This is a genomic window from Paenarthrobacter sp. PAE-2, from assembly GCF_026013155.1.
GTDB lineage: Bacteria > Actinomycetota > Actinomycetes > Actinomycetales > Micrococcaceae > Arthrobacter > Arthrobacter ureafaciens.
Map to the genome: position 1 here is coordinate 55,544 of NZ_JAPDNV010000004.1, position 16,256 is coordinate 71,799.

The 16,256-nt window shown below is 63.9% G+C and carries 18 protein-coding genes; 9 read left to right on the forward strand and 9 right to left on the reverse strand.

Annotation, left to right across the window (positions count from 1 at the left end; translation table 11 throughout):
- The first annotated feature begins 3 nt into the window (after positions 1 to 3).
- Entirely contained in the window at positions 4 to 1,194 is a 1,191-nt protein-coding gene (locus OCL88_RS03370; protein WP_264961620.1) for an acyl-CoA dehydrogenase family protein, read from the forward strand.
- 70 nt (positions 1,195 to 1,264) lie between these two features.
- Here OCL88_RS03370 and OCL88_RS03375 read toward each other — a convergent pair whose 3' ends face one another.
- Positions 1,265 to 1,795 (reverse strand): M23 family metallopeptidase, encoded by a 531-nt coding sequence (locus OCL88_RS03375; RefSeq protein WP_264961621.1) that lies wholly within the window; start codon positions 1,793 to 1,795, stop codon positions 1,265 to 1,267.
- Positions 1,796 to 2,203: 408 nt separating this feature from the next.
- On the opposite strand from OCL88_RS03375, the gene rpsB reads away from it, so the two are divergent.
- The 6 genes from rpsB to OCL88_RS03405 all read left to right on the forward strand — a co-directional run bounded on the left by rpsB (position 2,204) and on the right by OCL88_RS03405 (position 7,063).
- The gene (gene rpsB / locus OCL88_RS03380; RefSeq protein ID WP_062095912.1) at positions 2,204 to 3,043 is read left to right on the forward strand and encodes a 30S ribosomal protein S2; all 840 of its coding nucleotides are present in this window, start codon (positions 2,204 to 2,206) and stop codon (positions 3,041 to 3,043) included.
- A gap of 123 nt (positions 3,044 to 3,166) precedes the next feature.
- On the forward strand, positions 3,167 to 4,003 hold the full coding sequence (gene tsf / locus OCL88_RS03385) for a translation elongation factor Ts (protein WP_021472575.1): 837 nt from the start codon (positions 3,167 to 3,169) through the stop codon (positions 4,001 to 4,003).
- A gap of 121 nt (positions 4,004 to 4,124) precedes the next feature.
- Positions 4,125 to 4,862, forward strand: coding sequence for a UMP kinase (gene pyrH / locus OCL88_RS03390; protein WP_264961622.1), 738 nt, complete (start codon positions 4,125 to 4,127; stop codon positions 4,860 to 4,862).
- A 101-nt stretch (positions 4,863 to 4,963) separates the two neighbouring features.
- Positions 4,964 to 5,521 carry a ribosome recycling factor gene (gene frr, locus OCL88_RS03395; protein ID WP_021472577.1) on the forward strand — a complete coding sequence of 186 codons (558 nt, stop codon included), beginning with the start codon at positions 4,964 to 4,966 and terminating at the stop codon, positions 5,519 to 5,521.
- Complete coding sequence (locus OCL88_RS03400; RefSeq protein WP_062095914.1) at positions 5,521 to 6,456, forward strand: phosphatidate cytidylyltransferase; 936 nt, start codon at positions 5,521 to 5,523, stop codon at positions 6,454 to 6,456. Before frr ends, OCL88_RS03400 begins: the two co-directional genes overlap by 1 nt.
- Positions 6,457 to 6,478: 22 nt before the next feature.
- Entirely contained in the window at positions 6,479 to 7,063 is a 585-nt protein-coding gene (locus OCL88_RS03405) for a DivIVA domain-containing protein (RefSeq protein WP_264961623.1), read from the forward strand.
- Here the strand turns inward: OCL88_RS03405 and OCL88_RS03410 are convergent.
- Genes OCL88_RS03410 through OCL88_RS03430 form a run of 5 tightly spaced genes read right to left on the reverse strand, consistent with a single transcriptional unit; the run spans position 7,060 to position 11,560 of the window.
- Positions 7,060 to 7,779: a hypothetical protein gene (locus OCL88_RS03410; protein WP_264961624.1), complete on the reverse strand. Its 720-nt coding sequence runs from the start codon at positions 7,777 to 7,779 to the stop codon at positions 7,060 to 7,062. The genes OCL88_RS03405 and OCL88_RS03410 overlap by 4 nt on opposite strands.
- A gap of 39 nt (positions 7,780 to 7,818) precedes the next feature.
- Entirely contained in the window at positions 7,819 to 9,294 is a 1,476-nt protein-coding gene (locus OCL88_RS03415) for a cation acetate symporter (RefSeq protein ID WP_264961625.1), read from the reverse strand.
- The gene (locus OCL88_RS03420) at positions 9,291 to 9,650 is read right to left on the reverse strand and encodes a hypothetical protein (RefSeq protein WP_264961626.1); all 360 of its coding nucleotides are present in this window, start codon (positions 9,648 to 9,650) and stop codon (positions 9,291 to 9,293) included. The genes OCL88_RS03415 and OCL88_RS03420 overlap by 4 nt, the downstream gene beginning before the upstream one ends.
- Entirely contained in the window at positions 9,647 to 10,366 is a 720-nt protein-coding gene (locus OCL88_RS03425) for a LytR/AlgR family response regulator transcription factor (RefSeq protein ID WP_264961627.1), read from the reverse strand. The genes OCL88_RS03420 and OCL88_RS03425 overlap by 4 nt, the downstream gene beginning before the upstream one ends.
- 15 nt (positions 10,367 to 10,381) lie before the next feature.
- Entirely contained in the window at positions 10,382 to 11,560 is a 1,179-nt protein-coding gene (locus tag OCL88_RS03430; protein ID WP_069694488.1) for a histidine kinase, read from the reverse strand.
- Between the two features lie 194 nt (positions 11,561 to 11,754).
- On the opposite strand from OCL88_RS03430, the gene OCL88_RS03435 reads away from it, so the two are divergent.
- Complete coding sequence (locus OCL88_RS03435) at positions 11,755 to 12,135, forward strand: DUF485 domain-containing protein (RefSeq protein ID WP_264961628.1); 381 nt, start codon at positions 11,755 to 11,757, stop codon at positions 12,133 to 12,135.
- A 5-nt stretch (positions 12,136 to 12,140) separates the two neighbouring features.
- Positions 12,141 to 13,748 (forward strand): cation acetate symporter, encoded by a 1,608-nt coding sequence (locus tag OCL88_RS03440; RefSeq protein ID WP_031216614.1) that lies wholly within the window; start codon positions 12,141 to 12,143, stop codon positions 13,746 to 13,748.
- A gap of 82 nt (positions 13,749 to 13,830) precedes the next feature.
- On the opposite strand, the gene OCL88_RS03445 is transcribed toward OCL88_RS03440, so the two are convergent.
- The 3 genes from OCL88_RS03445 to OCL88_RS03455 all read right to left on the reverse strand — a co-directional run bounded on the left by OCL88_RS03445 (position 13,831) and on the right by OCL88_RS03455 (position 16,161).
- Entirely contained in the window at positions 13,831 to 14,850 is a 1,020-nt protein-coding gene (locus OCL88_RS03445; protein WP_264961629.1) for a PHP domain-containing protein, read from the reverse strand.
- 19 nt (positions 14,851 to 14,869) lie between these two features.
- The gene (locus OCL88_RS03450) at positions 14,870 to 15,571 is read right to left on the reverse strand and encodes a hypothetical protein (RefSeq protein ID WP_264961630.1); all 702 of its coding nucleotides are present in this window, start codon (positions 15,569 to 15,571) and stop codon (positions 14,870 to 14,872) included.
- Between the two features lie 119 nt (positions 15,572 to 15,690).
- Positions 15,691 to 16,161 carry an Lrp/AsnC family transcriptional regulator gene (locus OCL88_RS03455; RefSeq protein WP_031216615.1) on the reverse strand — a complete coding sequence of 157 codons (471 nt, stop codon included), beginning with the start codon at positions 16,159 to 16,161 and terminating at the stop codon, positions 15,691 to 15,693.
- Positions 16,162 to 16,256 lie beyond the last annotated feature (95 nt).

Here is a 16,256-nt window from a genome sequence, read left to right on the forward strand (position 1 = left end):
AACATGTCGAACGCCCCCTTCGATCCCGCTACCCTGCCCTACGCCGACGGCGACTTTTATGCTTTCGAGCAGTTGCTGACAGGAAAGGAACAGGACCGCCTGGCAGAAGTTCGTGAGTTCCTGGCCCGCGAGGTCAAGCCGATCGCTGTGGACTGCTGGAACCGCGCCGAGTTTCCCACGGACCTGATACCCAAACTTGCCGAACTGGACCTTGTCAGCCCAGTCCGTCGGCAGGGCTGCTCCAATGTGTTCGCAGGTATCCTGCATGCCGAGATGACGCGGGCTGACGCATCGATCGCCACGTTTATGGGTGTCCATGACGGGCTCTTCACAGGTTCCATCGAAGCCCTGGCTTCCCAGGAGCAGAAGGACGCGTGGCTTCCGGACATCTACTCCTTGAAGAAGATCGGAGCCTTTGGGTTGACCGAGCCGCTGGGAGGTTCCGACGTGGCCGGTGGAACCCGAACCACCGCCCGGCGGGACGGTGACAACTGGATTCTTAATGGCGCCAAGCGGTGGATCGGGAACGCGACGTTCTCGGACTGGGTTGTCATCTACGCGAAGGACGTTGAGGACAATCAGGTCAAGGCGTTCCTGGTGGACACCTCCCTCCCCGGTTTCTCTGCGAGCAAGATCGAGAACAAGATCTCCCTCCGGACCGTACAGAACGCGGACATTACGCTGGGGGACGTGGTGGTGCCGGACTTCTTCAAGCTGGCGCACGCCAACAGCTTCCGCGACACCAACAAGGTCCTGAAGGTCACCCGGCTTGCCGTTGCATGGCAAGCCGTGGGACTGCAGTTGGCAGCCTTTGATGTGGCGCGCAGCTACGCTGTGGAGCGCCAGCAGTTCGGCGGGCCATTGGCCCGCTTCCAGCTGGTCCAGAACCAGTTGGTGCAGATCCTTGGCAATACCGTGGCTTCCATGGGCATGATGGTCCGCTTGGCCCAGCTGGAGGACGCCGGAGTTGCCAAGGACGAACAGTCGGCGCTGGCGAAAGCCTTCACTACAGCCCGCATGCGCGAAAGTGTTGCGCTCGGCCGCAGCATCCTCGGCGGCAACGGAATAGTCACCGACTACGGCATGGCCAAGGTCTTCGCTGATGCCGAGGCCATCTATTCGTATGAGGGCACGCACGAGATCAACACGCTGGTCACTGGGCGCGCCATCACGGGAGTCTCCGCGATCGTCTAAGGATCGGGCGCGCCGGGGGTGGGCGCAACGGTGTCGCGGCATGGGCCGGTTCAAAGGCGGGCCGGTCTGTTCAATCAAGCGGCAGCAGTATTGACGGGCGCAGGTCCTGCACAAACGCCAAGGGATTGACGTAGTCATCGCCGCGCCGGACACCCCAGTGGAGGCACTTCGCTGCCGGGCAATGCCCCGCGATGTCCTCGATTGTGCCGATCACCTGCCCTTTCGCCACGGGGTCGCCCTGCTGAAGTTCGCTGGCCACCGGCTCGAAGCTGCTCCGTAGGCCGCCGCCGTGGTCGATGGTGATGACCTTCCTGTCAACAACGACGCCGGCGAAAGTCACCACGCCGTCGGCCGGGGCGAAGACCTGCGAATCCGCCTTCCCGGGAGTGCTGGCTGACCCCTGCGCCAGGTCCACGCCGCGGTGCCCGCTGAGCCAAGGCTTGTCCGGAGGATCGAACGGTTGCGCCACCTTGGGTTTGGGGGACAGCGGCCAGTCCCAGCGTGGCTGCGCAGGAGCCGTTGCCGCGCCAGGCGCGGCAGGGCCGGAACCTGCCAGCAAGGCGGCTGCCAGCAGGAGGTGAGCGATCTTCGGCAGGGTCATGGAACCAGCCTCCAGCGTGTGGCTGCGCGGGGCCACGGCCCGGGTTCCGTATGTGGATAAGCACGCCTTGGCCTGCCCCGGCGGACGGTCAAAAATGCGGGTCTGCTGTAGTACACTTGATGGAGCAGTTTGCTGTGCCCTCAAGCTTATTCAGGAGCGCGTCTCATTCAGGTGCGCGAGGGGCTCAACCTGACTACGCGTATCCAGCCCTCCACCAGCGGAGCCTCGTGGCTCCACGCTGCGGAGGATTGCGCCTCCTGCGGTCCGGCCTGACTTGTCCGGATGGGAAGCGCAATGGATGCCAGGAGCCGTGCCCGTCCGGGCCATGGCTAAAAACCGTCAACTATTGGCAGGGTAAGAGCAGCCCTCGGGCTCTCTCATGAATGACCTGCCGGAAGGAGCGTCGGCATGCCCGTCGTAACCATGCGCCAGCTGCTTGACAGCGGCGTCCACTTTGGACACCAGACCCGTCGTTGGAACCCGAAGATGAAGCGCTTCATCTTCACGGAGCGCAACGGCATCTACATCATTGACCTCCAGCAGTCGCTGTCCTACATCGACCGCGCCTACGAGTTCGTCAAGGCTACTGTCGCCCACGGCGGCACCGTCCTGTTCGTCGGCACCAAGAAGCAGGCCCAGGAAGCAATTGCCGAGCAGGCAACCCGCGTTGGCCAGCCGTACGTCAACCAGCGTTGGCTCGGCGGTATGCTGACCAACTTCCAGACTGTCGCCAAGCGTATCCAGCGCATGAAGGAACTCGAAGAGATTAACTTCGACGACGTCGCAGGCTCGGCATACACCAAGAAGGAGCTTCTGCTCCTCAAGCGCGAACTCACCAAGCTCGAAGCCAACCTCGGTGGTATCCGCAACCTGACCAAGGCTCCTTCCGTTCTGTGGGTTGTTGACACCAAGAAGGAACACCTTGCTGTTGACGAAGCCAAGAAGCTGAACATCCCGGTTGTTGCCATCCTGGACACCAACTGCGATCCGGACGAAGTCGATTTCCCGATCCCGGGCAACGACGACGCCATCCGCTCCGTGAACCTGCTTACCCGCGTTGTTGCCGACGCTGTTGCTGAGGGCCTCATTGCCCGCAACCAGCGCTCCTCCGGCACCACCGAAGCTCCGGAAGAGCCGCTCGCCGAGTGGGAGCGCGAACTCCTGGAAGGCAGCAAGGCAGAAGCAGAAGCCAAGGCCGCTGAAGCAACCGAGGCTCCTGCAGCCGGCGAAGCCGAAGAAGCCAAGTAAATCTGTACCTTCCCTGATGCCGGAAACCGCATCGGGGGCTACTGACAGGATGGCGGCCCACACTGTGGGTTGCCGTCCTGTTAGTTACGTAAACACCAAAAATTTCTAGACAGAGGGGTTCCCATGGCGAACTACACTGCTGCTGACATCAAGGCCCTGCGTGAGCGCACCGGCGCCGGCATGATGGACGTCAAGAAGGCTCTTGACGAGGCCAACGGTGACGCCGAGAAGGCCATCGAAATCATTCGCATCAAGGGCCTCAAGGGCGCTACCAAGCGCGAAGGCCGTTCCACTGCCGAGGGCCTGGTTGCTGCCAAGGTCACCGGCGGCGTTGGCGTGATGATCGAGGTCAACTGCGAGACCGACTTCGTTGCCAAGGCTGACAAGTTCATCCAGCTGGCTGACAAGGTCCTCAACGTTGCAGTCGAGTCCGGCGCAGCCGACCTCGACACCCTGCTCGCCACCGAGGTAGACGGCAAGAAGCTTGCCGACGTCGTCATCGAAGAGGGTGCAGTCCTCGGCGAGAAGGTTGTTGTCCGCCGTATCTCCCGCGTTGAGGGAACCACGGTTGACGCTTACCTGCACAAGACCTCCAAGGACCTCCCGGCCCAGGTCGGCGTCCTGTTCGCTGTTGACGGCGAAGGCGAAGCCGCTGCCACCGCAGCACACGACATCGCCGTTCACGTTGCCGCCATGGCTCCGAACTACCTGACCCGCGAAGACGTTCCGGCCGAACTGGTCGAGTCCGAGCGCCGCATTGCGGAAGAGACCGCCAAGGCTGAAGGCAAGCCGGAAGCTGCACTTCCCAAGATCGTCGAAGGCCGCGTGACGGGCTTCTACAAGGGTGAAGTTCTGGTTGACCAGGCATTCGCCAAGGACTCCAAGAAGACCGTTGCCCAGGTCCTCGAGGAAGCCGGCGTCAAGGCAACCGCAGTTACCCGTTTCCGCGTCGGAAACTAGCAAGTCATGAAGAGGGGTGGTCACTTCGGTGGCCGCCCCTTTTTCATGCATCCGTCAGGGTAGTACCTGGGCGGACCAACAGCACGATAATCTAGCCCAAGTCCACCAACGGGAAGGCACCATGGAAACCGTCAACACTGCAATCCAGCCCGAGAAGAGCCGCCGTCGTGTACTGCTGAAGCTGTCCGGCGAGGTCATCGGCGGGGGCAAGCTCGGCGTCGATCCTGAAACCGTCCGGGCGATCGCGAAGCAGATCGCTGCCGCTGTCTCCGACGTTGAGGTGGCGATCGTGGTGGGCGGAGGTAACTTCTTCCGCGGCGCCGAACTCTCCCAGAGCGGCATGGACCGCTCCCGTGCGGACTACATGGGCATGCTTGGTACGGTCATGAACTGCCTGGCCCTTCAGGACTTCCTGGAGCAGGCCGGTGTGGAGACGCGGGTGCAGAGCGCTATCACAATGGGCCAGGTGGCCGAGGCATACATTCCGCGCCGCGCCATCCGCCACATGGAGAAGGGCCGCGTGGTCATCTTCGGTGCAGGCGCCGGCTTGCCATACTTCTCCACCGACACCGTAGCCGCGCAGCGTGCGCTTGAAGTGCACGCCGACGTCGTCCTGATGGCCAAGAGCGGCGTGGATGGCGTATACACCGCCGATCCCAAGAAGGACCCCACCGCGGAAAAGCTGGATGTGCTCAGCTACGACGACGCCCTCCGCCGCGATATCCGTGTCATGGACCAGACGGCGATGACCATGTGCAAGGACAACAACCTGTCCATGGTGGTCTTCGGCATGGAGGGCGAGGGCAACGTAACCCGCGCCATCCGCGGTGAAACCCTCGGAACCCTGGTTACGCCCTAGCAGCGGCTAGGATATTTCTAGGACCGTCCGCCCGCAGTGGCGGATCTTTACTGTGCATGGCCGCCCGTAGCAGGGCAGCGACTATTACTGAGGAGAACCCCGTGATCGAAGAGACCTTGCTCGAAGCCGGCGAGAAGATGGACAAGGCGGTTGAGGTAGCCAAGGAAGACTTCGCCTCGATCCGTACGGGCCGGGCGAACCCCGGACTCTACAACAAAGTGATCGTGGAGTACTACGGCACCCCCACGCCGCTCCAGCAGCTTGCTTCCTTCGCCGTTCCGGACGCACGCACCATCCTCATCACGCCCTACGACAAGAGCGCGCTCCGCGACATCGAGAAGGCCCTGAGTGACTCCGAGGTGGGTGCCAACCCCTCCAACGACGGCAACGTCATCCGCGTGACCATTCCTGAGCTCACCAAGGAACGCCGCAAGGAATACGTCAAGATCGTCAAGGGCAAAGGCGAGGACGCCAAGGTGTCCGTCCGCAGCATCCGCCGCAAGGCCAAGGATGCCCTGGACAAGCTGGTCAAGGACGGCGAAGCCGGTGAAGACGAGGGTGCCCGCGCCGAAAAGGAACTCGACGCCATCACCAAGCAGCACGTCGACAGCATCGATGACCTGCTGAAGCGCAAGGAAGCCGAGCTGCTCGAGGTCTGATGAGTCAGCCAGAGCCGGCGCCCGCCGGGCAGGTCCCGACGTCAGGGGCGCGCAGACTGGCCAGGCGCCTGCAAGGTAACCCGACGCCGAAGGCTGGCCGCAATCTGCCCGCCGCCATCGGCGTCGGGCTTGCCATGCTGTTTGCCGTCCTTGGTGGACTGCTTTTCCTGCCGCTGGGCTTTGTCCTGCTGGTTACCGCTTTCGCTGTCCTGGGTGTGTGGGAAGTATTCCGCGCCCTTGAGGCCCAAGGCACCCGCATGCCGGTGATTCCGGTGATGGTGGGTGCCCTGGCGATGCCCGTATCCGCCTACTTCGGCGGACTTGAGGGGCTCCTCTTCACCATGGTGGCCAGCAGTGTTGCCGTGCTCTTGTGGCGTTCCATCGAAAGTGCCGCCGGGGCGCCGCGCAGTGTCTTTGCCGGGGTGTTCACGCTGGCATGGGTGCCTTTCCTGATCAGCTTCGCGGCGTTGCCGCTCCATGCCGCGGGTGGTGCGACTCCCGTGGGCTTGTGGCCGAACGGAATCCCCGCCGGGGCATGGCAGATCGCGTCGATGCTCCTGCTGGTGGTGGCCAACGACACCTTCGGCTACATCGTTGGTGCCTCGTTCGGCAAACACCCCATGGCGCCCAAAATCAGCCCCAAGAAGTCCTGGGAGGGTTTCGCAGGATCGGTTGCCGGTGCCATGGTCATCGGCGTGCTGGCCTGCCTGCTGTTCCTGGACAAGCCCTGGTGGGTCGGGCTGATCCTGGCCACCGGCATGGTTGCCGCAGCCACTGCCGGCGATCTTGCCGAGTCCATGGTCAAGCGTGAACTTGGGGTGAAGGACATGAGCAGCATCCTCCCCGGCCACGGCGGCGTCATGGACCGCCTGGATTCAATCGTGTTCGCAGCCCCCGTGGCTTTTGTTCTGTTCGCGCTGCTGAGCGGCGTCTGACACCCCCGACGAAGGATAGTTGATGGCATTGGATATTCGACGCCAGATCCCGGCAACATTCGAGCGCGTGGAGCGCAACAAGTACGGCTACAACGCCAAGCAAGTAGACGCGTTCCTTAGCCGTGCACGGAACTCGTTTGAGAACCCGGGCAACACGGCCGATCCCGTGGCCAGCGCCGACGTCAGGGATGTGGCCTTCGATCCCGTCAAGGGCGGGTATGACGCCCAAAGCGTCGATGCCGCCTTGGACAGGCTGGAGGATGCCTTTGCGCGCCGCGAGCGGGATGACCTGATCAACCAGCAGGGCGAGGAAGCCTGGCTTCGGCAGATCGGTAAGCTCTCCGGCATTTTGCGTGGCCGGCTTCACCGTCCCGACGGCGAGCGGTTCCGTCGGCCGGCCAGGAAGCGGACCCGCAGCTACAACGTCCAGGACGTTGACGCACTGTGCGTCCAGTTGACCGACTACCTCGAAAACGATCAGCCGCTCAGCGTGGATACGGTCAGGAGGGCTGTCTTCCGGGCGGCGAAGGGCGACGAAGGCTACGACGAGGCACAGGTGGACGTCTTCCTGGACCGCGTTGTGGAGTTGATGGCGGCCATCGATTAGGGCGTCTTCGGGTTTCCCCCGGCAGGGCCGCCCCCGGCAGGGGAGACGGATGTGAGCTTCCGCCAGACGTCGTCGTAGCGACGTTTACCACGGAACAAGGACGTCACCAGGAAGGCCAGCCCGGCCATCACCCCTGCGCCCACGGCGAATGGTGCTGCCAACCCGGCCACCAACAACGCCGACCCCACCAGCAGGCCGATCAGTGCAGCGTTGACCGTGCCCATGAACACCATGCTGCTGCCTGCCACCTGGCTGAAGTCCCGGCGACCGCCGAAGAAGTAGTATGTCCGCTTGGCGCCTTCTTCGTCACCGGTGAAGCCGGCCATGAGGTAGGGGGCAACACCGGGATCCAGGTCAACGTAGGCAGCCCTCAGCCTGTTCATGGCTATGACGTACATGAGGTCTTCCATGCCGACGCTCATGACGCGGACGTGGGTCAGCAGGCCTACCAGCACGTCGATGCTGAGGATGGTCAACGCGAAAGCCCGGAACGCATCCGAGAACTGCGTTGCGTTGCCCACCAAGGCCACGCTGAGCAGGCTCGCCGAGGTGAACGTCAGGAACATGCTGATCCGGGTGAGGACCTCGCCCTGGGTGGTACTGCGTGAAGCGAGCAGGCTCCAATGCTCAGTGGCCAGCAACTGGGCCCGGACACCGGGGGCGGCTGCCGGATCAGCTGGTGGCTGGATGTCCGCAGGGCCCGCTTCGTGGGACATGGCGCCATTGTCCACCCCGCAGGAGCCGCGGACAACCGGTCAGGGCAGTTGGCGTTCGGTGACTACCGGCCGTTCCGGTACGTGCAGCCTGGACATCACGCGGTTCACCGAGGCAGGTACCCGTCCTTTGGTGGCCACGGACACGCCAACGGTCACGGCGAACGCCGCCGGAACCGTCCAGGCTGCAGGCTGGGCCAGCCAGAAGGGGGCTGCACTTGCGCCCAGGACAGTGCCAGCCACCATCGCACCGCCGCACAACACGCCACCCGTGACCATTCCTGCGATGGCGCCCGCGTCCGTCAAGCCCCGCCACCAGATGCCCAGGAGCAGCACCGGGCAGATGGTGGATGCCGTGAAGGCAAAGACCAAACCGACGCTGCCTGCCAACGCCAGGGAATCGGTGGTCAAGGCGAAACCCAAGGGGACGACGGCGGCCAGCAGCGCCGCGAGCCGGAAGCCGCGGACGCTGCCTCCGAAGAGATCCTGGCTGATGACGCCCGACAGTGAAACCACCAAGCCGGACGTGGTGGACAGGAAAGCCGCAAACGCGCCTGCCACGACGAGCGCGGAGAGAAGGTCGCCGGCCGGGCCGCCCACAAGCTTGCCCGGAAGCAGCAATACCAAGGCGTCGGCCTGGCCGGATCGGGCCAGCTCCGGAGCGTAGATCCGCCCCATGGCACCTGCCAGGGTAGGGAAGAGGTAGAAGACCGATAACAGGCCCAGCACAATCAACGTTGTACGCCGGGCCGATTGCCCATCGGGATTGGTGTAGAACCGGACGAGCACGTGGGGCAGGCCCAGCGTCCCGAACAGCAGGGCAACCAGCAAGGACACGTTGTGGTAGACGCCTGCGGTGGCCGTTTCCGTGGGGTTGATGGGAAGCGCTGCCACGGGAGCCGTGTCATTGGCCGTCAAGGCGAGGAGGATAAAGACCACCGGAACAGCCAGTGCCGTGAGTTTGAGCCAGTACTGGAAAGCCTGGACAAACGTGATTGAACGCATCCCGCCTGCCACAACCGTCACGCACACAACCAGCACCACCGCCGTCGAGCCTATCCACGACGGCAGGCCCGTAGTGATGCGGATGGTGAGTGCCGCACCGTGGAGCTGCGGCACGATGTACAGCCACCCCACGGCGACTACCACCAGGCTCGTGACCCGCCGGACCATCTTGGAGTCCAGGCGGGCTTCGGTGAAGTCGGGAATCGTGTAGGCCCCGGACCGGCGCAGGGGAGCCGCGACGAATAACAGCAGCATCAGGTAGCCGGCCGTGTAGCCAACCGGGAACCACAGGGCGTCAGTACCGGACAGGAGGATGAGGCCGGCAACGCCCAGGAAGCTGGCGGCCGACAGGTATTCGCCCCCGATGGCCGAGGCGTTCCACCATGGCCGGACGGTTCGGGACGCGACGTAGAAATCCCCGGTGGTCCGCGAAATGCGGAGGCCGTAGAAACCGATGGCCGCCGTCGCGAGGGAGACCGCGACGAAAGCGAACAGACCGACCGCCGGGTTCACCGCTCCTCCACCAAATCCCGGTAGCGGGCCTCGTTGCGGGCCGCCGCGCGGGTGAAGAACCACGCGCTGAGCCCTATGACCGGATACACCCCAACGCCCAGCAGAAGCCAGTCCAGACGGATTCCCAGCACAGTTGTCTCCGCCACCCCGGGTCCAAACACCAGGAATGCCGCGAAAGCGGCGATGATCAGCAGGAAACCGCAGGCCACCACCAGCGCCAGGCGCAATTGCGAGCGGATGAGCGAACGGACAAAAACCTTGCCGGCGTCGGACTCTTCGTTGACATCACCGTACGCAAGCCGGCCCCGGGGTACCGGTACCGAATGGCGCGGCGCGGTGACACGGACCCGCGTCATCCTTGCGGCCGGGGACGCGTGGCTTCCAGCCGGTCCCGGACGGAGGGAAGGTGGCGGCGGCTGATGGGCAGCTCGGCACCGGCCACCGTGACGCTGGGGGAGGAAGCCGAAAGTTTGAGGTGTCCCACGTGGTTGAGCGCAATCAGGTAGCTGCGGTGGATCCGGATGAAGCCCGCCTCCGCCCACTGCTGTTCAAGGTCGCTGAGGGGAACGCGGATGAGGTAGCTCGCTTCGGCGGTGTGCAGCCGGGCATAGTCGCCCTGGGCCTGGACGTAGCTGACATCGTCGCGGCGGATCATGCGGGTGGTGCCGCCGAGGTCAACGGTGATCATCTCCGGCGCCGGGGCCCCGTCCTTGATGAGCTCGCTGATCCGGTCCACGGACCTGGTCAGCCGTTCGGCCCGGAGCGGCTTCAGCAGGTAATCGACGGCGGCAAGGTCGAACGCCTCCAAAGCGCAGTCCTCGTCGGCCGTTACAAAGACGACGGCGGGAGGGCTGCTGCTGCGGGAGATGGCCCTTGCGATGTCCAGACCGGACAAGGCCGGCATGTGAATGTCGAGGAAAACAGCATCTACGGACTCGGTTTCCAGGGTCCGCAGGGCCTCACCACCGGAGGAAGCGCGGTGGATTGTGCCAATGCGGCCGTCCCGCCCCAGCAGGAAGGCGAGCTCCTCAACTGCGGGCAGTTCGTCATCGGCGACGAGCACGTTGATCATGGTTCCAGATTAGCCTCATGCGTCGTGGCGAGGTTGGGACTTGGGCACGCGCATTGTGATCAGGGTGCCTTCGCCGGGGGCCGTGTCGATCACCAGGCCGTGCTCGTCGCCGTAGACCTGCCGAAGCCGTGCATCCACGTTGCGCAGGCCGACGTGATCGCCGTCGCTGTGCCCGGCGAGCACTTGCCGCAGGTGCTCCGGGTCCATCCCCACGCCGTCGTCCTCGATGGTGACCTCCGCAAATGCGCCGGAATCATTGGCACAAATGGTGATGTGTCCGGGCCCTTCCTTCGCCTCGAGACCGTGACGGACCGCGTTCTCAACCAGCGGCTGGAGGCTGAGGAACGGGATGACAGTACTCAGCACCTCCGGCGCGATCCGCAGGCTGACCTGGACACGCTCGCCAAACCGGGCCCGTTCCAGCAGGAGGTAGCGGTCAATGCAGCGAAGTTCCTCGGCGAGCGTGGTGAAGTCGCCGTGGCGCCGGAAGGAGTACCTGGTGAAGTCGGCAAACTCCACTACCAGTTCACGTGCCCGGGCGGGGTCCGTATTGATGAACGAGGCAATGGCGTTCAAGGAGTTGTAGATGAAGTGCGGGCTGATCTGGGCCCTGAGGGCGCGGACTTCGGCCTCCATCAGGAGGGTCCGGGATGCCTCGAGCTCAGCCAGTTCCAGCTGGGCGCCGATCCAATCGGCCACTTCGCTGGTGGCCCGGACCAACCCGGCGCCCGCCGACGGCGCCAGGGCCGCAACTGTCCCCACCACCTTGGAACCGGCGCGGATGGGAGCGATGACGGCACTGAAACTGCCCGGTTGACCTGTCGCGTGGGGAACCACCGCGGTGCGCCCGCTTTCCAGCACCCCTCGGACAATGCCCATGAGCGCCGGCCTGGTGTCCTCGGCCGTTCCGTCCCACGCCACCACCGCTTCAGTGTCCGTGATCGCCAAGGCCTCGCAGCCAAGGAGCGCCCGCAATTGCTTGCTGGCCTTCCCCGCCCCGGCGGGTTCCAGACCGCCGCGAAGGTGCTGTCCCGCCCGCGATGCGGCGTGCAGCGTCTTGTAGGTTGCCTGCTCGGCGTCCGTGCCGAGGTCCCGGAAGGATCGCACCACTTTCAGGCCGACACCCACGACGACGGCCACCGCCAGGACGATCACGGCGATCGCGGCTGCTGTGAAAAGCGGGGAATCGGGCATGGAGCAAGAGTAGCCAATGCGCGGGCACGACGACGGCGGCCAGCCCGCCGCCTGCCGTTTGGCGCAGCATAGGGACCGTTGGGCGACAACGGCGGCCAATGTGCTGGAATGGCCGCCCCGGCCCGTCAATAGTGATTGCAGTCACATTGGCCGGCTGTGTGGAGCCGATGTGGGCACAACAACCAGGAGGAACCATGGGTAATGAGGCCCAACCCCAGGACGCGACAGCGTCCGTGGACTTCCAGGAAGTCCAGCAGACGGAGCGGTTCAAGAAGTTGCGCAAGCGGCACAGGAGCTTCGTCTTCCCCATGGCAGCAGCGTTCCTGCTGTGGTACTTCGCCTACGTTCTCTTGGCCGACTACGCGGTCGGCTTCATGTCCATCAAAGTGTGGGGAAACATCAACGTCGGCCTGATCCTGGGGCTGCTCCAGTTCGTCACCACTTTCGGGATCACCGCGTGGTACGTCAGCTACTCCAACAGGAAACTCGACCCCATCGCCGCCGAAATCCGGAACGAAATCGAAGGCCATGAGTTTGATAAGTCCGGCAGCCTGACCCGCGGGGGAGCACAGTGAACACCATGGTCCCTGCAGTGGAAGTTGCTGCACTCAAAGACACCACACTCTTGAACATGGGCATCTTCGCCCTCTTCGTCGCCGTCACCATGGTGATCGTCTTCCGTGCCAGCAGGAACAACAAGACTGCGGCCGACTACTACGCCGCCGGACGTTCCTTCACGGGCTCCCAGAACGGAACGGCCATCGCCGGCGACTACCTTTCGGCGGCCTCGTTCCTCGGAATCACCGGCGCGATCGCCATTAACGGCTACGACGGATTCCTCTACTCCATCGGGTTCCTCGTGGCCTGGCTGGTTGCCCTGCTGCTCGTGGCAGAGCTGCTGCGGAACACCGGTAAGTTCACCATGGCCGACGTCCTGTCCTTCCGCCTCCGCCAGCGGCCGGTCCGGATTGCCGCCGCGCTCTCGACGCTGGCGGTCTGCTTCTTCTACCTCCTGGCCCAGATGGCCGGAGCAGGCAGCCTTATTTCGCTGTTGCTGGGCATCAGCGACTGGGGCGGCCAAGCACTGGTGATCATTGTCGTCGGCGCCCTCATGATCATGTACGTCCTGATCGGCGGCATGAAGGGCACCACCTGGGTGCAGATCATCAAGGCCATCCTGCTCATCGCCGGCGCCGCCGTTATGACAGCCTGGGTACTTTCCATCTACGGCTTCAACCTGTCCAACCTCCTGGGATCGGCAGCGGAAGCCGCCAACAACCCCGCAATCCTGAACCCCGGCCTGCAATACGGCAAGTCGGACACCTCCAAGCTCGACTTCATGTCCCTTGGCCTGGCGTTGGTCCTGGGCACAGCAGCACTGCCGCACGTCCTGATGCGCTTCTACACCGTTCCCACGGCCAAGGAAGCGCGCAAGTCCGTGGTGTGGTCCATCTGGTTGATCGGCCTCTTCTACCTCTTCACCCTGGTGCTGGGTTATGGTGCCGCAGCCCTGGTGGGCGCGGAGACCATCAAATCTGCCCCGGGCGGCGTGAACTCCGCGGCTCCGCTGCTGGCCTTCCACCTGGGCGGGCCGCTGCTGCTGGGCTTTATCTCGGCTGTCGCCTTCGCCACCATCCTCGCGGTGGTTGCCGGCCTCACCATCACGGCGGCGGCATCGTTCGCCCACGACATCTACGCCAACGTCATCTCCAAGGGCAAAGCCGACGCCACCACCGAAGTGAAGGTTGCGCGGCGCACCGTAGTGGTCATCGGCATCCTGGCAATCCTCGGCGGGATCTTCGCCAACGGACAGAACGTTGCCTTCCTGGTGGCACTGGCCTTCGCGGTCGCGGCCTCGGCCAACCTGCCCACCATTGTCTACTCCCTGTTCTGGCGGAAGTTCACCACGCAAGGTGCGGTATGGAGCATGTACGGCGGCCTGGCATCAGCCATCCTGCTGATCACCTTCTCGCCGGTGGTGTCCGGTGCCAAGACCTCCATGATCCAGGGTGCCAACTTCGCGTTCTTCCCGCTCAGCAACCCCGGTATCGTCTCCATCCCGTTGGCTTTCTTCCTGGGCTGGTTGGGTACCGTCCTGGACAAGCGGCGTGAAGACGCTGCCAAGCAGGCCGAAATGGAGGTGCGCTCGCTGACCGGCGTCGGAGCCGAGAAAGCGGTAGACCACTGATCCGCTAAACCATTGCGGTCACGCTGTGGAAGCAGTGCCCCTCATGCCTTCGGGCGGAGGGGCACTGCTTCTTTGAGCGTCGCTACCTCTTGAGGGCCAGCCATTCCCGCAACTGCGCCAGCGGCCAGGTTGTCACGATCCTTTCCCGGGGAACACCGGCGGCCTCTGCGCGCTCCGCGCCGTATTGCAGGAAGTCCAGTTGGCCGGGAGCGTGGGCGTCACTGTCGATGCTGAAGAAGCACCCTGCATCAAGGGCCATGTGGATGAGCCGTTCGGGCGGGTCCTGGCGCTCCGGTCGGGAATTGATCTCCACCGCTACTCCCCATTCCGCACATTCCTTGAACACCTTTGCGGCGTCAAACTCGGATTCGGGCCTGGTGCCGCGCGAACCCTGGACCAGCCGTCCGGTGCAATGGCCCAGAACGTTGGTGTGGGGGTCGCTGATGCCGCCGAGCATGCGCTGTGTCATGGTCTTCGAATCGGAGCGCAGCTTGGAATGTACGCTGGCCACCACCACATCCAGCCGTTCCAGCATTTCCGGCGCCTGGTCCAGGGTTCCGTCTTCCAGGATGTCCACTTCGATGCCCTTGAGTAGCCGGAACCCGTCCTGGCCGGCGTTGACCTCCTCCACTATTCCTAATTGCCGGTCGAGGCGTTCCGCGCTGAGGCCGTTGGCAATCGTGAGGTTGGGGGAGTGGTCCGTCAGTGCGAGGTACTCGCGGCCCAGGGTGCGGGCTGCCGCCACCATCGTTTCGATCGGCGATCCGCCGTCCGACCAGTTGCTGTGGCTGTGCAGGTCGCCGCGCAAGGCCGAAGTAAGCCCATGGCCACCGGCGGCGAGCGGTTCGCTGCCCCGCTCGCGGAGGTCGGCCAAGTAGTCCGGAACGCGGTCTTCCATGGCCTGCGAAATGACTTCCGCGCTGCGGTTGCCAACCCCCTTGAGGCTCGTCAAGCGACCGGACGCGATCAGGCGCGACAGCTCGCCGGGCGGCAGCTGCCGCACGACGTCGGCTGCTTTCCTGAAGGCCTGCACTTTGAACGTCGGTGCGAGGCTGCGTTCCAGCCAGAAGGAAATTTCATCGAGCGCCTCAACGGGATCCATGGCTCCATGATCCCCGATGCTATGGGCGCAGGCGGATACTGCTCATTTTGAGGTCGTTCGTGCCCTCGAAAACATAATGGAGGTTGATCGTCTTGCCATCGCACTGCAGCGTCCCGGAGAGATCGGCCTTGTTGTTTCCGTTGTTGTTGTTCACGCTGACGGAGTTGTAGTTGGGCTTGCAGGAATTATCCAGTTCAAGGCTTGCAATGCCGTCAATGAACGACTGCTTGTCCAGTTCATCCTTGAGGGCCTGGTGGAGGTAGTCGTCGTAGGCTTCTTCGGTATCGCCGGCCACAACCAGTTTGGTGAACTCGTCGGCCAGCCCGCGCGCCTTGGACGTCGCGTTGCCCACGACGTTCACGAGCACCAACACTCCCACCACGGCGAGGACGATCACGCCGGCTACGATGCCCAGGACGATCCACAGCGTCTTCCGCTTCTTGGCGGGAGGAGTGGACGGCTGCCCGTACTGCCCCGGCGGGTACTGGCCTGGTTGGGGCGGGTATTGCCCTTGCCCTTGTTGGGGGTAGGGGTTTGGACTTCCGTAGTTGGGTGCGCCTCCCGCCGGACTTCCCTGCGGAGCTGCGTACGACGGCGGCTGTTGCCACTGCGAGGGCGTCCCGGACTGCGCGGGGTTGCTTGATGGCGGCGGGTACGGACCCGCCGGATTGGGATTGCGTGGAACCTCGCCCTGTCCGTTGGGCTCTTGTGGATTACTCACTCTCGGACCCCTTTCAGCAGCCTGCTTCCGCGCCACCTTTGTGGCCGGGAACTTCCGGCAGCCCCCGATGCTTTCCTTTGAATCAAACAGCATCCTGACAGTCCGGGCAAGAGTGACTGCTACCCTTCCGAGCGCCTTCCCAGAAGCGGCTGGACCCGGTAGGGAATCATCTCCCGCATGGCCAGCGCTGTATCCGTGCGCTCAACGCCGTCGCAGGCCAGGATCTTGCCGTTGATCCTGAAGAGGTCCTCCGCATCCAAGGCCACCACCCGCAACAGCAGGTCAGCCGAGCCGGTCAGGCCGAAGCCTTCCAGGATTTCCGGGATATCGGCCAGGTCCTTTGCCAGCGTTGCCAGTTTCTGCTGCTGTACGTGGACACTGATGAAGGCTGTGAGCGGGTACCCCAGCGCGACCGGATTGATCCGCCGTTCGAAGGACAGGAAGGCGTGCTTCTTCTCGAGCTGTGCCATGCGCGCCTGGACGGTGTTTCTGGAGAGGCCGAGCTTCTGGGCCAAGGCGACCACTGTTCCCCGCGGGTCCTTCGCCATGGCCGAGAGGAGACGGGTATCGGTGCCATCCAGTGGTTGCATAATGCGCAAGATTAGCACGGGCCTGAAGGGACAAACATGGCAGGATGCTCAATTTCCAGCAGGGTAGTTGTGCCCCATGCCCTTTGTGAGTAGGG

What these genes read in the sequence shown, in the direction of transcription:
- OCL88_RS03370 (WP_264961620.1), top strand. Translation starts at nt 4, where the DNA reads ATGTCGAACGCCCCCTTCGATCCCGCTACCCTGCCCTACGCCGACGGC.
- OCL88_RS03375 (WP_264961621.1), bottom strand. Translation starts at nt 1,795, where the DNA reads ATGACCCTGCCGAAGATCGCTCACCTCCTGCTGGCAGCCGCCTTGCTG.
- rpsB (WP_062095912.1), top strand. Translation starts at nt 2,204, where the DNA reads ATGCCCGTCGTAACCATGCGCCAGCTGCTTGACAGCGGCGTCCACTTT.
- tsf (WP_021472575.1), top strand. Translation starts at nt 3,167, where the DNA reads ATGGCGAACTACACTGCTGCTGACATCAAGGCCCTGCGTGAGCGCACC.
- pyrH (WP_264961622.1), top strand. Translation starts at nt 4,125, where the DNA reads ATGGAAACCGTCAACACTGCAATCCAGCCCGAGAAGAGCCGCCGTCGT.
- OCL88_RS03400 (WP_062095914.1), top strand. Translation starts at nt 5,521, where the DNA reads ATGAGTCAGCCAGAGCCGGCGCCCGCCGGGCAGGTCCCGACGTCAGGG.
- OCL88_RS03405 (WP_264961623.1), top strand. Translation starts at nt 6,479, where the DNA reads ATGGCATTGGATATTCGACGCCAGATCCCGGCAACATTCGAGCGCGTG.
- OCL88_RS03410 (WP_264961624.1), bottom strand. Translation starts at nt 7,779, where the DNA reads ATGTCCCACGAAGCGGGCCCTGCGGACATCCAGCCACCAGCTGATCCG.
- OCL88_RS03420 (WP_264961626.1), bottom strand. Translation starts at nt 9,650, where the DNA reads ATGACGCGGGTCCGTGTCACCGCGCCGCGCCATTCGGTACCGGTACCC.
- OCL88_RS03425 (WP_264961627.1), bottom strand. Translation starts at nt 10,366, where the DNA reads ATGATCAACGTGCTCGTCGCCGATGACGAACTGCCCGCAGTTGAGGAG.
- OCL88_RS03430 (WP_069694488.1), bottom strand. Translation starts at nt 11,560, where the DNA reads ATGCCCGATTCCCCGCTTTTCACAGCAGCCGCGATCGCCGTGATCGTC.
- OCL88_RS03435 (WP_264961628.1), top strand. Translation starts at nt 11,755, where the DNA reads ATGGGTAATGAGGCCCAACCCCAGGACGCGACAGCGTCCGTGGACTTC.
- OCL88_RS03440 (WP_031216614.1), top strand. Translation starts at nt 12,141, where the DNA reads ATGGTCCCTGCAGTGGAAGTTGCTGCACTCAAAGACACCACACTCTTG.
- OCL88_RS03445 (WP_264961629.1), bottom strand. Translation starts at nt 14,850, where the DNA reads ATGGATCCCGTTGAGGCGCTCGATGAAATTTCCTTCTGGCTGGAACGC.
- OCL88_RS03455 (WP_031216615.1), bottom strand. Translation starts at nt 16,161, where the DNA reads ATGCAACCACTGGATGGCACCGATACCCGTCTCCTCTCGGCCATGGCG.